Source organism: Microvenator marinus, from assembly GCF_007993755.1.
Lineage (GTDB): Bacteria > Myxococcota_A > Bradymonadia > Bradymonadales > Bradymonadaceae > Allomicrovenator > Allomicrovenator marinus.
On the sequence record NZ_CP042467.1, the window covers coordinates 3,354,691 to 3,372,357 of the forward strand.

At 58.0% G+C, this 17,667-nt stretch carries 12 protein-coding genes; 8 read left to right on the plus strand and 4 right to left on the minus strand.

Annotated features, from left to right (window positions below):
• The first annotated feature begins 90 nt into the window (after positions 1–90).
• The 5 genes from FRD01_RS13795 to FRD01_RS13815 all read left to right on the plus strand — a co-directional run bounded on the left by FRD01_RS13795 (position 91) and on the right by FRD01_RS13815 (position 8,132).
• Positions 91–2,580, plus strand: coding sequence for a hypothetical protein (locus FRD01_RS13795; protein ID WP_146960569.1), 2,490 nt, complete (start codon positions 91–93; stop codon positions 2,578–2,580).
• Between the two features lie 105 nt (positions 2,581–2,685).
• Positions 2,686–5,922, plus strand: a complete 3,237-nt coding sequence (locus FRD01_RS13800; RefSeq protein ID WP_146960571.1) for a response regulator — start codon at positions 2,686–2,688, stop codon at positions 5,920–5,922.
• A 25-nt stretch (positions 5,923–5,947) separates the two neighbouring features.
• Complete coding sequence (gene tsaD, locus FRD01_RS13805; protein WP_146960573.1) at positions 5,948–6,997, plus strand: tRNA (adenosine(37)-N6)-threonylcarbamoyltransferase complex transferase subunit TsaD; 1,050 nt, start codon at positions 5,948–5,950, stop codon at positions 6,995–6,997.
• Entirely contained in the window at positions 6,994–7,506 is a 513-nt protein-coding gene (locus FRD01_RS13810) for an acyltransferase (protein WP_146960574.1), read from the plus strand. Before tsaD ends, FRD01_RS13810 begins: the two co-directional genes overlap by 4 nt.
• The gene (locus FRD01_RS13815; protein WP_146960576.1) at positions 7,503–8,132 is read left to right on the plus strand and encodes a deoxynucleoside kinase; all 630 of its coding nucleotides are present in this window, start codon (positions 7,503–7,505) and stop codon (positions 8,130–8,132) included. The genes FRD01_RS13810 and FRD01_RS13815 overlap by 4 nt, the downstream gene beginning before the upstream one ends.
• A gap of 3 nt (positions 8,133–8,135) precedes the next feature.
• Here FRD01_RS13815 and FRD01_RS13820 read toward each other — a convergent pair whose 3' ends face one another.
• From FRD01_RS13820 to FRD01_RS13835, 4 genes are all read right to left on the minus strand, one after another.
• Entirely contained in the window at positions 8,136–8,966 is an 831-nt protein-coding gene (locus tag FRD01_RS13820; protein WP_146960578.1) for a class II glutamine amidotransferase, read from the minus strand.
• Between the two features lie 13 nt (positions 8,967–8,979).
• Positions 8,980–10,908 (minus strand): ABC transporter substrate-binding protein, encoded by a 1,929-nt coding sequence (locus FRD01_RS13825; RefSeq protein WP_146960580.1) that lies wholly within the window; start codon positions 10,906–10,908, stop codon positions 8,980–8,982.
• 14 nt (positions 10,909–10,922) lie between these two features.
• Positions 10,923–11,663 carry a tetratricopeptide repeat protein gene (locus tag FRD01_RS13830; RefSeq protein ID WP_146960582.1) on the minus strand — a complete coding sequence of 247 codons (741 nt, stop codon included), beginning with the start codon at positions 11,661–11,663 and terminating at the stop codon, positions 10,923–10,925.
• An 81-nt stretch (positions 11,664–11,744) separates the two neighbouring features.
• The gene (locus tag FRD01_RS13835) at positions 11,745–12,605 is read right to left on the minus strand and encodes an SDR family oxidoreductase (RefSeq protein ID WP_146960584.1); all 861 of its coding nucleotides are present in this window, start codon (positions 12,603–12,605) and stop codon (positions 11,745–11,747) included.
• 99 nt (positions 12,606–12,704) lie between these two features.
• On the opposite strand from FRD01_RS13835, the gene FRD01_RS13840 reads away from it, so the two are divergent.
• Genes FRD01_RS13840 through FRD01_RS13850 form a run of 3 tightly spaced genes read left to right on the plus strand, consistent with a single transcriptional unit; the run spans position 12,705 to position 17,667 of the window.
• On the plus strand, positions 12,705–14,372 hold the full coding sequence (locus FRD01_RS13840) for a YncE family protein (protein WP_146960586.1): 1,668 nt from the start codon (positions 12,705–12,707) through the stop codon (positions 14,370–14,372).
• Positions 14,369–16,105: a YncE family protein gene (locus FRD01_RS13845; protein ID WP_249755623.1), complete on the plus strand. Its 1,737-nt coding sequence runs from the start codon at positions 14,369–14,371 to the stop codon at positions 16,103–16,105. The genes FRD01_RS13840 and FRD01_RS13845 overlap by 4 nt, the downstream gene beginning before the upstream one ends.
• Positions 16,105–17,667, plus strand: coding sequence for a YncE family protein (locus FRD01_RS13850; protein WP_146960590.1), 1,563 nt, complete (start codon positions 16,105–16,107; stop codon positions 17,665–17,667). Before FRD01_RS13845 ends, FRD01_RS13850 begins: the two co-directional genes overlap by 1 nt.

The following is a 17,667-nucleotide window of genomic DNA, read 5'->3' on the forward strand; positions in this document are numbered from 1 at the left end:
TCTTTCAGGCTTCTTCAGCCGCGCAAACGTGTACAAACCAAATCCGTTCTGCTAGGAAGTGCTCAGAATTTGCGAAATTTCGGAGTGCGAATGTTTAAGAAATGGATGTTGGTGTCGTGGTCTGTGTTTGCTCTGGCTGGATGTCTGACCGACGAGACGCCCGAAGAAACTCCCGCTCAAGCAGAGCCCGTGGTGTGTTCCGGCCCCAAATGTGACGGCCTTTCAGACAAATTCCGAGACGCCTTTGACGACATGAAGAACGTGGATCTGGGCGACCTCACGGTGCTCGGTGCCGGCCTGGCCGACGACGCGCTCAACGACCAACTCCAAGACATCCCGTACTCGAACATCCAACTTAGCAACACCGCACTATACGGAACCGGCCGCACGCTCCTTGGGCAAACGGTGATCCACGAACTCTCGGAGCTTCGCGCAGGCCTGACCGAGCGTTTCGGCGAGTCGGCCTTAGCCTCTCATGTGGTGGGTTTGCGTCAGGCGCAGTCGGCTGAGCGCGATGTGCTCTGGGCTGAGTCGCACTTCCAAATCGGGCCGGCGCTTCGGCCGAACTGGGGCATCGACGCAGGCGACGGCGTGGTTGGAAATGTAGGCTTTGATGCCAGCGCCGCCATCGAGACCGTGGTTATCGCGCCTTATGATGACGCAAACGACGCCCTTGTAGATAACCCGCTCGAGGCCCTTCGCGCCGCGCGCGGCTGGGTGCTTCCCCGAAGCCTTGCGGACGTGCAGTCCATGGCGCCAGGCGAGTCACTCTCGATGCGTGCGAACGGCGCTCTCGGGCTCAACCTCGGGGTCGGCGTGCCTTTCCTTTTGGGCACCATCGCCGATGCCGTGGTCCTCAACGCCCGGCTTAGCCTCGGTGCCCGCGTAGGATTGAGCGGCAAGCTCGACGTCCAGCTCATCCGCGGGGAATCGGATATCGCATGGGTTGATGTGGGTTTGGACGAGCAGGCGATTCGCGCGTTTTCGGTGGCTTTGACCTCGGGATGGGGCGTTGCGGGACTGCCCGCTGCCAATTTAGACCTCGGTATCAAGGATCTCAACGTCACCAAGATCGCCGAAAAGGCGCTCCAAAAGCAGCTCAATACGCACCTGAACGCGTCACTCTCCGCGACAACGAGCTCGAGCTCTCAACGCCTCACCGTGGCGCGATTCCGGTTCAACACTCAGACGGCCACGCCCGAGGTCGAACAAGCACTCGCCCAGGCGATGCGGGGCGATATCCGCCTCGCTCAGGCCCTTTCGATCCGCCCTGGCTCGGGTGTGGTTCAGGAGTTGGATTTCACCAAGGACTCGCGCTCCGAGAGCAATTACGTGGGCTTCCGCTTCCTCGGCATGGAGTTCTACCGCGCCAATGGCTACAACACGGGCACCATCCATATCGAAGCAGACGGCGACAATCAGACGATTCTCTTCTCCGAGCTCGAAGAAAAGTCCGGCCTCTTCTTCACCGATCGCGCCTGGGAATACCGCAACCTTGTGTCCATCAAGAGCACGGGAGGGCAGGTCACCGAGGCGCTCGTCAACGCGAGGATCACGCTTCGTGAGGGCGATTCTTTCCTCGAGCGAGACCAAATGCTCGATCACGTCGACCCCTTCCTCGGCTACGTGGTGGGCTTCGACCCAATCTGGAGCGGCGTAGGTGCAGAAGCCGACGCGCTGGCTCATTACGTGGATAACTACTGCCCACGTCCAAACAACTCTACGATCACCGATCGCGACTACCGTGAGTGCCTGGCCGGCCTGCCGGAGAACGCCGACGTTTTGGCTGAGCGGGCAAACGTAGAGCGCGCCGCTGAAGCAGCGCTTGCTGGGCCCCTTGCACAAGGTTTTTCGGATGCCAATAGTGCCAGAGAGATCGCTCAGGAATTGCTCAATTTCAAGGTCGAGTCTTCGTTCAGAAATGATCGCCCCGACGTGGCGTTCTTTGGACCTAAGGGCAAGATGGTCACCCAGATCCGTCTCTCCCATGACGCCATGCACGAGATGATGACCATTGGTAAACATCAGGAATTCCGCGCCCGTCTCGAGGAGGTCTTGAGGCTGATGGCTGTGGAGCGAGTCGCAGATGCTGAGCGGCGTCAAGACAAGGCCGATGACTTTATCGAGCGGCGCTCAGGCAGGCTCGATGAGCTCGCGCAAATTTACGCGCTCGCCACCGTGGAGTGGGCGGATCTCGAAGATATCGCGGCCGTGAGCCTCAACAACCAAACCGTCGGCAACGAGGGCCATATGGTGCTCGTGGATACCCGAAATCGGAACGCCATCGATGTGGCGAGCGTGGCTGAGTACAAGGGGCGCGTAGTCGAACGCATGATTCCGGCACTCATCGACAAGGCCGAATCCGGCATTCTTTACGACCTCGACGAGCCAGAAGGCTTCGTCATCGCCTACGCCTTACTCTGGTTGGTGGATCCATCCGGTGTTGAGGTTATGGCCAACTATATGTTCGACCAGGATGAAGATAATGCGTTCCCCGATTTGACCGTGTACGGAAGGGGAAGCGCAAAGATGATCGATGCTGGTCAATTCGATCTTGAGCAAATCATTGGTGCGCGCTGAACCGTCCGCACGAGTTTCGCACACACGGAACTTGTGAGGTCGGGCACCTGATACTAAGATGCCGCAAGTTGGCAATCTTCCAACAGGGACAAAAGGAGCTCGGGCGTGGCGAACGAAACGATCCTCATCGTAGATGCGGACACAAAAAGTCAGAAAGTACTTGAGGTTAGCTTCAAGAAGGCTGGCTATCGTGTCGCTCTGACTGACTCGCCAGAGGATGCTCGTCACCTCATCGAGATTGAACAACCCGATCTGATCGTCTGCGATACCCGTTTCCCACGCGGTGACGGGTTCGAGTTCTTGGCCGATCTAAAGGCCTCTGATTTTACTCGCGATCTACCCTTTATTTTCCTGACTGAAGAACGCTCGCTCCCCCAGAAAATGCGGGGGTTTGAGCTTGGTGCCGACGACTATCTGACCAAGCCCGTCTATATCAAAGAAGTCACCACCCGCGTGGAGCTCCTCCTGCAGAAGCGATCGCGTGAGCAGATGAGCGAGGCGAGCGTGGAGGAGTTTAATGGTGATCTCGCGCAGATCACTATGATCGACCTTTTGCAATCGATCGAGGAAGAGCTCAAATCCGGCTGTATTCGTCTTCGACGTGAAGGCCGCGAAGCTGTGGTCTACTTCCGAGACGGAAATATCCTCGACGCGATCTGTGGGAAACTGCAGGGCGAAGAGGCCATCTATCGGCTCATGCTCTGGCCCGAAGGCACGTTCAATATCGAGTATCGGGAGACGGTTAAACGCCCTGATCGCGTGGAGAAGAACGCCAGCGAGCTCCTTCTAGAAGGCATCCGCAGGCTCGAAGAGTGGAACGAGTTAACCATTGAAATGGACCTCGAGCGCACTTTCGAGGCGGATTATCAACGTCTGCCGGCCATTCTTGATTCGTTGCCTGCTGAGGTCGCCCGCGTGGTGCGGCTTTTTGACGGGGTGAGATCGGTGCGAGACGTGCTCGATGACAGCCCGCTTGACGATGTGACCTCGCTCAAAATCGTGCGCAAATTGCTCGATGACGAGCTCCTGAGGGACACGAACTCAACCGCAGTGACGGTGCGTGGCGTTCAGCGGTCGAACCTCGCGATGTGGCTCGAGAATAAGGGGCAAGACGTAGATCGCAAACGCGAAGACACCTCGCCGAAATTCGGTGCGGTTTCGCGTGCTCTCGACGAGGATATCGCGTTTGCGAACACCGATGAGAGCCCCAGAAATACGGGCAGTTGGAAGATCCACTTCGAAGAACAAGATCCCGACGAGGCGATCAAGAAAATCGAGGAAGATGAGGCCAGACGCCGTGAAGAAGAGGCTCGTCAGCTGGCCGATTCTCGTCAGGCTACCCTTGGAGCCGTGCCGAGCATTTCGCGCGACTCAGGTTCACTCCCCGCGGCCGGCCCCAAGACCACGCTCGCTGAAGAGATCGAGGCGGCCGAGCGCGCACGTCGCGAAGAAGAGGCCAAGCACCTCAACCCCAAACAGACCGATATGGGGTTCGGAAACGCCGATGGTTATGCGCGTGAAAAACGTGTCACTGAGCCACTTCGTGATGCTGTGAGCCGCACCGCACCTCAGCTTCCGGAGATTACCGACGAGATTATTGAACAATCTCAGGCAGAAGAAGAAGGCAGGCGCCAGACCCAAGAGGTCGAGGCTGCACCTTCTGATAGTGGTGATAGTCAAGATAGTCTTGAGCAGGCTCCGCGCCGTCAACGGCAGAACACGCCAATGACCACGCCCGCGCTTACCACCAAGACCTTAGAGCCTTCTGAGCCTATCGAAGATGATGAGGACGATGAGGTTGAAGAGGATGAGGCTTCCACCGCTGAGCTCGCCGGCCCAGCCGTAGCACGGCTCTTCACCGAGAATCGCGGTCAGGAAACGGGAGCCGAGCTCAAAACCACCGCCACCTCAGACGCGCTCAACACCGACGAGGCGTGGAACCGTTTCCATCACGATGGCGAAGTCAGCGACGCCGAAGTCTTTGAAGACGAGGGTAATCAGGATCTCCCTGAGGTCCCAGAAGCCGAAGAGGCCGGGCAAGAGGAAAACACCGAGACGCTCGGTGGCCCGCCCGAAGGTATCGATGTGGCACAGCCGATGGCCACCCAGGAAGAGGTTGATGAGGCATGGTCCACCACACCTTTTCCAGGCGAGATCGAATCCGATCCGGAAGAGGCGCCATCTTCGGAGCGCATCACCAAGGAACTCACCTCGCCTGCACATAAGCTGACGCATCTGAGTGAGGAATCGGAGCCCGAAAGCACGCCGGTTGGTGATGAAAATCACCTCTTAGAGATCGCCGAAATCGAGACTCTCGACGTGCCTCGCCATTCGAAAGATGGCGAGCTAGTGACGGCGTCGTACCAGCTCAAGCCTGGCGCAAAACGTCCTGCTCCGAGTTCTACGGCAGACCTCGATACCGTTGAGCTCGACCCGCTAGACCCCACTGAGAGCTTCTTCAACGAGACCCCGTCCGATATGTCGGCCGATGATTTCGGTGTGGTGGGAGACAAACCCGCAGTGCCATGGGTCGTCTATGCAGCTGGCGTCGCGCTCGTGGCCTTGGTTGGCTTTGTGATCTACGCCTCCCAAGAGGACCCGATTCCAGAACCAGCTCCGATTGCGACTCCGACTCAAACTGAGCCTGAGCCTACCAAAATCGTGGTGCCTTCCGAGCCCGTTGAGCCTGTAGTTGAGCCTGAGTCGGAAGACGTCGCCGCTGCGGCAATGGCTCAGAATGTGGACGCCCAGGCTACCGAAACCGCCATGCTGCTCGCCGGTGTGATCCCGGGCGCAGACGCAGGAGCTGAGGTGGATGCGGGCGCAGACTTGGCCGAACCTACGGAAGTCGCGCTCAACACCGAGACTACTGAGCCAACCGAGACGCCTGAAATCGAACAGCCGGAAGTCAAGGTTGAGGAGCCCGTTGAGGAACCGCAAGTTGCCGAGAAGGCTGAGCCAACCGAGCCCGAAGACACGGGAGAAAAGACCGTCGCCGCCAGAATTTCAGGCGTCGAAAGGCTGATTCGATCCGAGAATTATTCGAAGGCACTCGATGAGGCCAAGGCACTTGCTGAGGTGGAGCCGAATAACGGCAAAGTCGCCTACCTGCAGGGCCAGGCGGCGTTTGGCTCCATGCGAAATAGTGATGCGATTGAGCACTTCAAGCGGGCTGAGAAATCGGGCTACCGACCTGCAAATCTCTATCTTGACCTCGGGGCTGCTTACCAGCTAGACGGCAAGCGTGACTTGGCGAAGGGTGCATATGAAAAGTTCCTGCAGCTCAAGCCCAACGGTAAAGAGGCCGACGAAGTTCGGGCCATCCTGAAGTCGTACTTTTAGAGAACCTTCATCCCTCAATTAAACCATGCTCGTTCTGACTATCGAGTCGAGCTGTGATGAGACCTCCGCCGCGGTGATTCGTGATGGAAGGGCCATTCTCAGCAATATCATTGCAAGCCAGATTCCGGTGCATCAACGCTATGGCGGCGTGGTCCCGGAGCTCGCATCGCGCTCCCACGTGGTTGATATCACGGGTGTGATCGAGGAGGCGTTGGGCACGGCAGGCGTTGAGCTCAAGGATATCGATGGGTTCGCGGTGACCTCCGGGCCGGGCCTCGTGGGTAGCCTTCTGGTTGGAATCGAGACGGCCAAGGCTCTGGGCTTTGCGCACGATAAACCGTGCATTGGCGTCAATCACCTTGAAGGTCATCTGACCGCGGTGCTCCTGGACTTGCCCGAGCTTGAGCGCCCAGCTTTTCCGTATATCGGCGTCATTGTGAGCGGTGGCCACACCGATGTGTACGTGGTCCGCGGGCTCGGTGAGTACGAGCTTCTGGGCCGAACGCGCGACGATGCGGCGGGCGAGGCTTTTGATAAGGTCGCGAAACTCCTTGGGCTCCCGTATCCAGGTGGCGTGGTGATCGACCAGCTCGCTTCCACCGGAAACCCCGAAGCCATTGAGTTTCCGAGGCCTATGTGGACGCGAAAGCATTTTGATTTTTCGTTCTCGGGGCTAAAAACCGCCGTTCTGCAGCATGTGGAGGCCAATGGAATCCCTGAAGGCCAGGCGCTGAGCGATCTTGCGGCGTCTTTCCAAGCGGCCGTTGTGGACGTGCTCGTGATGAAGGCTTTGGAGGCGTGCAAGAAGCATAAGGTTCCGCGATTGGTCTTCTCGGGCGGTGTTGCGTGTAATTCGGCGCTCAGAAGGGTCTCGGTGGAAGAAGCCACGAAGAAGGGCGTCAGCGTGTATTTCGCGCCGCCTCGCCTGTGCACGGATAATGCGGCGATGCTAGGCCCGATTGCTGAACACTACTTGCAGGACGAGACTGGCTTTGATGCCTGGGACCTTGAGGCGGACGCCAACATGCCGCTCGGCAAGAGTTTGCGGGCCAAGAGCAAAGGTCGGCACCGATGATTCACGAGAGTGCGATCATCGATCTCGGGGCAGAGATCCATCCCGACGCCAAGATCTGGCATTTTGTCCACGTGTGCGCCGGCGCAAAGGTCGCCGAACGCGTAGTCCTCGGGCAAAACGTCTACGTGGGCCCGGGTGTAGAGATCGGTGCAGGCACGCGCGTGCAGAACAACGTGTCGGTCTACGAGGGCGTCTGCCTTGAAGATGAGGTCTTTGTGGGGCCGAGCGTGGTGTTTACGAACGTGAAGTTCCCACGAGCACACGTCTCAAGGCGCCACCAATTCGGCAAGACCGTGGTCCGGCGCGGCGCCACGATTGGAGCCAATGCCACGATTGTTTGTGGCGTGGAAATCGGAGAATTTTCCATGGTTGGTGCCGGAGCGGTTGTCACAAAAGACGTTCCGCCGTATGCATTGGTCATTGGTGTTCCAGCACAAGTTGTTGGTCGGATGTGTGAGTGTGGAGTCCCGCTTGACGGGGAGCATTGCCCCGAGTGTGCTAAATCATGAGTTCTGTTCTCCCCAGATATATCGTGGTCGAGGGCCCAATCGGCGTGGGTAAAACGACCGTCGTGACCCGCTTGGCTGAACAATACAAAGCGCGAACTGTCCTTGAGATCTTTGAGGAAAATCCGTTTCTGGCCAATTTCTACCAAGATCAAGAACGATATGCCTTCCAAACCGAGATGTTCTTCTTGTTGAGCCGTTATCGGCAACAGGAGGACTTTGCGCAGGAAGACCTTTTTGGGCGAATCGCAGTCAGCGACTACCTCTTTGTGAAGTGCCGCCTCTTTGCGAGCCTGACGCTCAACGATCACGAGCTTTCGCTCTACGATCGCATGTACAATATCCTTACCACACAGGTTCCAAAGCCCGACGTGGTCATCCACCTGACGGCGCCCTTAGACGTGCTTCTAGGCCGTATCAAGCAGCGTGGGCGCTCGTATGAGCAGAATATGGATCCGGCCTATTTGGAGCGTCTCAGGTCGCTCTACAACCAGTTCTTCCAGCATTATGAGGATACCCCTCTCCTCGAGGTAGACACCACGGACATCGACTTCTCGCGCGATGATCAGGCGCTCACCAACCTGATGGAGATGGCCGCCAAGTGTGCCCCTGGTACAAGTGGTCAGTAGCGTCTACGCTGCTACCATCTTCATTCGCCAGTCGATTCCAACGATATCCCCAGGGGACATGGTGTGCCAGACGTTGTAGCCCTGAAGCGGCTCCGAGCTCACGATCAGATGGTTTACAAAACCCGATTGTGATGGCGCCTCGCAGCACGGCGCGTAGCTTGCGCAGAGGTCGCGCTCCGGGCATTTGACCTTGTACGTACTGTAGTGGAGCTCTTTGCCGCCGTGGTGGGCCATGAGCGTCTCACCGTTGGTGATGATGAAGCTCATAAAGAGTTTGTCAGACTCCAGATAGGGGTCGAGCCCCGTGACCTCGGCCACGATGGCCACCGTCTCACGAATCGCATCTCTAAGCTCGCCCACTCCATATCCGCGCTGATGGATGTCGGAGCGCTTCTCCATCTGCGTCAGGAGCAGGTAGAAGAGCACCTCAGAATCCGTGGTTCCAAGGATGTAGCGCTGTTTGACGGGAGGGATATGGGCCAGGAGGGCTTCGCGCTGCTCGGGGAAGTTTGGGATATCGCCGTTGTGGGCAAAGACCCAATGACCGAATTGAAACGGGTGCGAATTGATGAGCGAGAGCTGCCCTTTTGTGGCCTTACGCACGTGCGCTACCACCGTCTCGGACGCCACAATCCCTGAGACGTGTTTGAAAAGGTGGTCGTCCACGGCACCGTCAGCGCTCTTGATGACGTGCGGAGCGTTGGCCACGTAATAGGCCACGCCCCAGCCATCCGGGTGATGCTGACTCTGGACCACGAGCGCGTTTTCGGCGCTGATCAAACTTTGGTGGACTTGGCTCGGGATGACCGAGCGAAAGCCGAAGAGTCGGCACATGGCGAGGCGGGTGTTAAGGGGCGCAGACGGCTGCGGTTTGGCTAATCGGGGTACAGGTCAGGCCCGACGGACACATGGGGTCTTGCGCATCGCAAAGAGGCAGACACGCCTGTGTGCCTTCAGCGTTGACAGGAACACACGCGAAGTTCGAGTCCTGGCATGTCGCAAACGGAGGAGCGACTGGCAGACCACCGCAGAGCGTCACCCAGAGTCCTGCCGTTGGGCTAAGGAACTGGAACGCGCGATAAGGAGCGAGGTCGTAGGTATTCGTGTTCGGATTCAAGAATGCCGTGAACCCGAGATATCCTGAGCGAATATCGCCATTGCTGTCGAAGTCGACTTCACCGCTGACCCCTCGGAAGTCGATGGTATTTCCTGCCTGCAGGATCGCCTTCGCGGTATTGAAGTAGTCGGCATCATCGCCGTACGAAACCTTGGTGCCGTCTTTATCCGCGATCGAAGGCATCGCGGCCGCGATATTGGCCCCGGTGAGCGCCTCGCCCGCAGGAACCGCGCCCATCGCCAAAAGAACAGACATCGTCGCATCGTAGGTGATGGTCGAGATCGTGGTCGGCGGAGTGCCTGGGTACTCCTGCTCGAAGCGCGCAAGGTACACGGGGTAATTCAAGGTATCGAAAATATTCGGACCGATTGCCGTCACGGTCTGGTTGTCTGTGAGGGCGCCATTCGAGGCTAGGCCGATGGTGGCGAGACCAGGCGCACCACCGTGTGAAACGATGGTTTGAATCGGGCCTGCTTCACCGAAATAACCGGAAAGGATTGCCGAGACTTCGGTCGTTCCGAGTCCGAGGATAAGGTTCGGATTCGGGAACTGACTAAGCGCCGTGCTCACGGCCGCAGCCACTGCCTGGCCGCGCTCCTCCTGAGAAAGTGGCGCGAAGTCTGGGTACGAGACGTAGTACACGTTCGATGCGCCCACGATGGTGCTAAGGTTCGAGCCACCACCGGAGAGCTGGCCCGAGAGTCCCTGTCCATACGCATCATCTTTTACGAAGACGAGAATACGCCGAGGCTGCTGAGCGTGAAGTTCACGCACGCGCTCAAAGAACGCTCGAGCTTGGAGCACGTCAGACGGAATGGTTCTGAACACGAGACCGTCGTCGATAAGCGTAGTCAAACTAGGGACGCTAGCCGTAGGCAGCATCATCATGACGCCTGCGTCTTTCGCCACGTTATTGAACACACTTAGGCCAGCTTCAGAGAAGATGGGGCCCACAATCGCCGGCGTCTTCAACTCGTCAATAAGGAACCGTGCGCCGGCTCGTGCGATGGAGTTCTGACCCTCGTCATCACACACAACCAATACAACGTTGGTGCCGTCCGGAAGACCGCCGGTGCGGTTCACCTCTTTGACAGCTAGTCGAATCGCCTGCTCAAGCGGCGGGCCGATATCCACGAAATTGGTCTTCGGAAGGATGGAGCCAAGCACGATCGTTCGGGTGGCTTCGAGCTCATCGCCCACGATCACAGGCGCACAATTGGGAGACTCAAGCGTCTGGCAGAAGCCTTCGATACAGAGGTTATCGCCCTCGAGGTCTGCACACTCGACGTTCTGAGTACAGGCCTGTCGGTTGTCCATATCGTCCGGCATATCCGGCTCAGGCATATCCGGCTCAGTCATGTCCTCGCCCATATCGTTTTCAGTCATGTCTGGCTCGCCCATATCCGATACCGGGTTGGGGTCCACACATTGGTTCGCCGAGCAGGTGTTACGTACGGGATCGGTGCAATCGGCGGACGTCCGGCACTCAATGCCGGTAATCGGCACACATTCTTCGCTCACACACTGAAGAAGTTCGCCGGATTGCTCGAGGGCTTCACAATCGCCGTCGGTTTTGCACTCGGCAAAGTCGTAGCGCAAGCTGCATCCCGAGAGGGCAATAAGGCCCAACAAGAGACTAATTTTTACTAAGCTCGTCATGTGTTTCCTCGTAATCAATAGGTCAGTGAGAGGCCGAGGCCTGCTTCGTGTTGACCCACATATGGGGCGATTGCAACGCCGCCTTCACTGGGTTTCGCTGTAAAGAATAGGACCGTGCCAACACCCGCGGCGATAATCCCCGAGATGAGCAAGCTGTCCGAGACGATTGAAAACGTGGACCCGGAGTCTGCCGCATCCCGCCGCTCTTGGAGTGTGGTTGCGTTCTCAAACGTGTCGTATTCGCCAGAGGCTAAGAAACCGAACGCGAGTGAGCCACCAAGGAGAACCGCGCTGCTGCCGAGCACGATGTACGACACGGTACGATCAGGCTCTCCAGCGGGTGCTGCCGGCGGTGGGGTGGTCTGAGCATTCTCTTCGGTTGCCTCTTCTTCCTCGAGTTCGAGCACGCCTTTGATCGTCTTGATGCGCTCGAGCGCGTCGGCACGCGATTCTTGCTCAACATTTGGCGACTTCACGAAGCGCTCAAAGTACTCAAGGGCATTCTCTAATTGCCCGGCCTGCTCGTAGATGCGGCCGACGTTATAAAGAATGTTGGAGATCGGACGAATTTGATACGCATCGATGAAGGCTTGCGCGGCGGCGCTATAATCGCCTTCCTCGTATTTCTTATTACCGAGGTCGGTCAATTCCTTGAACCGCTCAACTTGTTCCTCGCTCAATTCTTGAGCGACCACCCCTTGCAGGGGCGCTGCAGCCATCAATGCGACTAGAAGACACGAAATCACGCGTTGCATGAGTAACCTTCTCTTTGCTGTGTTGTGACAAAATCTTGTCACGAATCTAGAACGAACTCACTTACGATGCAACTGATCGCGTCACTCGTCGAGAAAATCGAACTCATTCTCTCGATGAAAGCCAAGGAATGGATCCGAGAGCTTATGGTCGGGAATCTCAAACGTGTGCGGATATAGCGGCGCACCGCCGTCCACTGAGAGACATTCGCCTGTAATAAAGGATGCAGCGGGACTCAAAAGAAAGCACACCGCCGCGCTGACTTCCGCCTCGCGTCCAAGGCGTTTGAGAGGCACAGACTTCTTGAGATCCGGGATCGTGGCCTTGACGTAGTCTGGATAGGTATCCATGCCGCTCGACGCGATCCACCCTGGCGCTACCGCGTTGACCCGAACCCCGCAGCCTGCCCATTCCACAGCCGCAGTTTTCGTGAAGTTGACCATGCCTGCCCGAGCTGCCCCGCTATGACCCATGCCAGGCATGCCGCGCCACATATCGGCGACGATATTGACGATGGCGCCGCCGTGCTCGTTCATCCATTGGGTATAAACCTCCCGGCTCATCAAGAATCCGCCGGTAAGGTTTGTGGCCACGACCGCGTCCCAGCCCTTCTTGGTGGTATAGGCGAGCGGCGCGGGGAATTGGCCGCCGGCGTTGTTGACCAGAAAGTCTATGCGTTTTTGATCTTCTAAGATCTGGCTGACGGCGGCTTTGACCCCTTCTTCGTCGCGGATATCCACCGAATACCAGCTCGCCTGGCCGCCATCTTCCTCAATCTCGGCCTGGACCGTCTTGAGCTTGTCTTCCTTTCGGCCGATCAGGACAACGTGTGCTCCAAGGCTTGCGAGCTCGTGGCTAATGCATCGTCCAATTCCGGAGCCGCCGCCGGTCACGACGGCAACGCGGTTTTCGAAAATACCCGATTTGAAGATTGAATCGTACATACTCAGTGGCCTTTGTGATTTCTGTTAATGCGCTTGTACAACTTTTGGCCCACATATTGCTTCATAGTCAATCAACTTTATTTGCCCGGTGAGTTTCAAATGATGAATAGACGATTGAATTACCTATTCGGTGCGATGTTGCTCGGATTGGCGGCCTGCGGGGATGACTCGAGTCTCACCGAGGCCAATGTTGGTGGAGGAGACTACTCGCCCAGTCCTGGCGAGGGAAACAACACGACCGACTTCGACTCAGGGTTCAGCAACACCAACAACGACGGGGAAGAGCCGTTCATCCCCGAAGAGGAGGTTTTCCTCGTCAGACAACTCGCGACCACTGACAATTATGTCTTTATCCCGAACTCCTCGGAGCTCGCGAACACGGTCGCACGCGTGGACGCCAACACGCTCGAGGTGCAGCCAATTAGGGTTGGGCTCAGTCCCACCGAAATTGCAGCGACTCAGATTTCTGAGGTTGGGGCTGTGGCCTACGTCCTCTGCGAAGGAAATCACACCATTTCGATCATCCGCGCTGACCTTCCCGCCCGCACAGGGACTGGCCTTGGGGATGTTCGGCCGCTCCGCGTACCCGCCGAGGTCAACGCCCTGAGGCTCGCCCCAGACGGAAAGCACGCACTGGCATTCATCGACCCGACCCTTCCGTTCTCCGGTAACGCGATCGCTTCGCTTCAGGTGCTCTCGCTCGTTCGGCTAGCCGACACTCCCGGCGAGGATCAGGTCTTCAATCTCTCGGTGACCCGGCTCATTCGCGATATCGAGTTCACGAATACAGGTGAGGCATTCCTCGTGGGTCAGGAAGGCGTGAACAGGATCAAGCTCGCTGAGGTCACCGGTGATACGTTGATTCCTCGGCTCGATCTCGGGCTCGACACCTCGCTCTTCCCACCCACAGACTTTGAGGTGGAGGTAGACCCTGAAGGCACCTATCTCGTGGCCCGAAGCTCGAGTTTTGCAGGCGTGGCCGTCTTTGGCCTTGATGAAAATGGCGTCACCTCACGCCGTATCATCGAGCTTTCCGGCATCCCAACCGATATCGATCTCGTTCAAGGCGCGACCGACCAGATCCTGATTACTATTCGCGATCAGAACGAAATCGCGGTCGTCGCCGTGGATGACGCGCTCGAGACCCCCGAAGAAGAAGCTGTAGCCGTGAGTATCTACGCCGTGGGCGAGGAAGCGGGGCTCGCCCTGCTCACGCCTAATCAGGAGCAGGCCGTGCTCTACTCTACGCTGCCGCTTCTGCCGACGCTTTCGGTCTTCAATTTTGCGACCCAAACGCTCGAGTCGTGGGGGCTTAGAAATCAGATCGCCTCGGTGGTGACCTCGCCCGACAGCCAGAATGTGGTGGTGGTGCATAAGAGGCAGACCGAGATACGCCCAGGGATTGACGGCGCCTTTCAAAATTCTGAGGGGCTGACGCTCGTGAATCTGGCCACAGGCTACCGACGCCCGATCTTTTTGCAGGCTGAGCCGCTCGACGTGATCATGACGCCTGGCGAAGACACGACGCTTGTTTATGTGATGTTGGCGTCGAGCTCAGACTCGCGCCGCGGCGTGATGCGCCTCGATCTCGAGACCTTCCGCTCGGACTTTGTGGCGCTCCCCGCTCAGCCAAACAGGCTCGGGCGCGTGGGTGACAAGGTCTTTGTGAGCCAGGAGTCCGAAGACGGCAGGATCACCTTCTTTGATATCGAGACGAATTCACAACGTACGATTAGTGGATACGAACTAAACGCGGGGATCGAATGATGAAATGGATGCTAATAGGCGCTCTGGGTCTGACTTTGGCGTGCGCCGGCTCGGATGCTGATTTTAAAGACGGGTCGAGCGATAACGATAACAGTTTCAACAATCCCAATAACCCCAATCAGGGGCCGAATGAGCCGAACAACCCTCCGCCCGAGGAAGAAGACGAGTTTGAGTTCTCGAGTCCGGCCGTGGCCGGAGACCGAATCTTCGTGGCGAACGAAACGCTCAATGCGGTGGCCGTGATCGATAGCGAGTCGCTGCGGATTTCTTCGGTGCCTGTGGGCTTTAAGCCCACCGTGGTCGCCGGAGCCGAGAGCAATATCTTCGTGCTCAACGAGGGTTCGAGCACCGTGACGCGCATCGACCCAGAGACGCTCAAGACCCAGACATTCAGCGTGATGCGGCGCGCGAATGACCTCGTGGTTTCTCCGGACGGAAGCACGGCTTTCTCGTGGTTTAACGCCACGAAACCCGCAGCAAATCTTAGCGGTCAGGCCGATCTCTCCGCGGTCAGCATCATCACTGCAGATGCGAGCTACCAACTCGCGGTAGGCTTTGACGTACGTGAAGTCCGATTTAGCGAAAACGGCGAGTTCGCGCTCATCATAAGTGCGGACGGCATCTCGCGGATCCGCGTGACGGATATCACGGGGGACGCAATCGTTCCGCCGGTAAGTCTCGGTTCAGGTGAGGTTCGCGAGGTGCTGGTAGACGCCACGGGGCGTTGGGCGCTCGGCCGCCGGGTCGGGCTCAACGGCATGTTCATGGTGGATCTGGAGACCGGCGAGCTGACTGACCTGGAGCTCGGCCTGACGCCTAGCGATCTCGACTGGGTCGACGCAAATCGCCTCCTGGCTACGTTTCGCAATGACTCGCTCGGAGGCCTGAACTCAACCGCCGCTCTAATCGCGATTCCCGAGGGCATCCAGGCCTTGGCCGAACTCGAACCCGTCATCCCACCCGACCCCGACATGGGTTCGGATATGGATGATATGGGCGATATGACTGATATGGATATGGGCACGGACCCGGATGCTGATATGGCCGACATGCCTGCCGATATGGGCATGATGGTTCAGGTCGTGGAAGGTGTGGAGGTCTTGGACCTCGAGATCGACGGACTCGGCGCGGCCGAAGTCGCACCAGCTGGAAATCACGCCTTGATCTTCTCAACCATCGGCAGCGAAAGACGCGCAATTTTGCTGGACTTGGACACGCTTGAGCAACGCCCGCTGGCGTTTGAAAAGGGTGTTCGCGGCGCGGTTGCCGACTCGTTCGGCCGCACGTTTGTGGTCATTCATGACCGAGTCAACGAGCCGATTTTGCCCTCGATGACGCCGCTCGACCCCGAGTACATCGAGCGTTCATGGGCTGTTTCGCTGGTCAACGTGGCGGGCGCTGACAACCGGCTCGTGCTCACAAGCCATTACCCGGACCTCGCCACGCTCTGGTCCGACGAAGAAGGCCTGGTCAAGCTTTACATGACCTTCGGGCCCCAAGACGGCGAGCCGGTACTTGAGACGCATCAGGATCTCCTGGTGGCGAACCTCGAAACCTTTGCGACCTCCACCACTCGACTAGCCGGCGTCCCAGAAGGGCTCGGTGTGGTGAGCTCGGAGCGCCAAGTGTTTATTAGCCAGCGCCACCCTCAGGGGCGCATGACATTTATTGATGTGGACGATGAAAGTCGTCAAACAGTGACTGGATACCAACTCAACGCAGGGATTGATTGATGAATACTCGAAACAACTGTGGACGGGTACTAGTAGGAGCTGCCCTCCTCGCGTTAATGACGGCCTGCGGGCCAAGTGTGGACGACTCCCTGAATGAGGCGCGCTCGATAGTTGGGCCGCTCACCTTGGACGGACGCACGGCCTACGTGGATCAACAAAATGGCCATCTCTTTGTGCTCGACCCAACTCGGGATGAGGAGAAAGCGAGGCTCGATGTGGCGAAGTACGCGGCCGGGCAAAAGCCTGGCGCGGTGGCGACATCGGCCGACAAGACCAAGATCTACATCGTGGACGAAGAGGGCGACAAACTCCTCATCGTCAACGCTGAAGACGGTCAGACGACCTCGGTTGAGCTCAAGGCCGACTACGACCGCATTGCCGTTGACCCCGAAGGTGAGTTTGTAGTGCTCAGCTTCTCGGGCGCCGATGCCACCAACGTGGTGGCGCGAAACCTCAATGAGGTCGGCGTGGTGGACCTTAGAGGAGCCGAGCCCGAGGCGTATTTTGTGACGCTCAGCACGCGCGCCAATAGCTTCGTGTTTGCGCCACCGTTTGAGCTGGACGGACAGGCGCAGCGCATGATGGCGGTGCTCGCCAATAACGAAGTCACGCTCTTCGACCTCCTTGCGGATAACGAAGACGACCGGCTCCGTGAGGTGCCTCTGACCGTGAGCGAGGCCGATCAGGTGCGTCGCCCGCGAAAGGCCATTTTTGACACGAACGACCCGACTAAAGTCGATCTCTACGTGCTCACTGAGGGCGCAGATATTTCACGAATGACCGCAAGATTGGCGGCCTCGGGACCGCGAAAACTCCTCGTCTCGACCGATAAGCTTACGGTCCCGGCGCCTAATGATTTTGCGCTCGTCCAGTATAACGAGACCACGCGCCTGGTCTCGATCAGCGCGACTCGGCCGGAGTTCACCCTTGTGGACACGGTCTCTGACGTCAGCGTGACCTTTGATCTGCCGATCATTGGCCCCGCAACGCGGCTGATTCCCTACGTCACGACCGTGACTGAGGACGAGGAAACTCGCGAGGAACTGCGCATCCTTGCGCATAACACGCAGAGCACCCTCTTGGCCGTGATCCGGCCTGAAACCGTGGCTCTGGATGGTGACGAGCCGACGCTCGGCCGCAGCGTGGAGGCCGTGAGACTTGAGCAGGTGCCCGAGCGCATCGAAGTCTCGTCGGGCGTGCCCGACCAGGCCATCGTCTTCCATCAGTCGTCTGGCTTCTCCTTGCTGGACCTGCGCCGAAACAACGGCATCCCGATTCAGGGTGGCGCCATCAGGGACGTGCTCTTCGACGGAGTGTTCGCCTACGTGATCTACCGAACGCTCCCGAATCTCACGATTTTTGCGGACGACGGGCACCCGAACAACTTCGACCTGCCCGCAAACGGCACGAACGTATTCTTTGACGCCTCGGAAGAGGTCCTGCTCGTAGAGCATAGCGACCTACACGGCACCTTCACGGTGCTCAACGCCAACGAACCCACCGTGGAAAATGCGACTGTTTACGAGTCGATCTTCCTCCAAAATATCTTCGGAGGGCTTTGA

Excerpts from the sequence above, each read along its gene's own strand:
- FRD01_RS13795 (WP_146960569.1), top strand. The coding sequence starts at position 91 with ATGTTTAAGAAATGGATGTTGGTGTCGTGGTCTGTGTTTGCTCTGGCT.
- tsaD (WP_146960573.1), top strand. The coding sequence starts at position 5,948 with ATGCTCGTTCTGACTATCGAGTCGAGCTGTGATGAGACCTCCGCCGCG.
- FRD01_RS13810 (WP_146960574.1), top strand. The coding sequence starts at position 6,994 with ATGATTCACGAGAGTGCGATCATCGATCTCGGGGCAGAGATCCATCCC.
- FRD01_RS13815 (WP_146960576.1), top strand. The coding sequence starts at position 7,503 with ATGAGTTCTGTTCTCCCCAGATATATCGTGGTCGAGGGCCCAATCGGC.
- FRD01_RS13820 (WP_146960578.1), bottom strand. The coding sequence starts at position 8,966 with ATGTGCCGACTCTTCGGCTTTCGCTCGGTCATCCCGAGCCAAGTCCAC.
- FRD01_RS13825 (WP_146960580.1), bottom strand. The coding sequence starts at position 10,908 with ATGACGAGCTTAGTAAAAATTAGTCTCTTGTTGGGCCTTATTGCCCTC.
- FRD01_RS13830 (WP_146960582.1), bottom strand. The coding sequence starts at position 11,663 with ATGCAACGCGTGATTTCGTGTCTTCTAGTCGCATTGATGGCTGCAGCG.
- FRD01_RS13835 (WP_146960584.1), bottom strand. The coding sequence starts at position 12,605 with ATGTACGATTCAATCTTCAAATCGGGTATTTTCGAAAACCGCGTTGCC.
- FRD01_RS13840 (WP_146960586.1), top strand. The coding sequence starts at position 12,705 with ATGATGAATAGACGATTGAATTACCTATTCGGTGCGATGTTGCTCGGA.
- FRD01_RS13845 (WP_249755623.1), top strand. The coding sequence starts at position 14,369 with ATGATGAAATGGATGCTAATAGGCGCTCTGGGTCTGACTTTGGCGTGC.
- FRD01_RS13850 (WP_146960590.1), top strand. The coding sequence starts at position 16,105 with ATGAATACTCGAAACAACTGTGGACGGGTACTAGTAGGAGCTGCCCTC.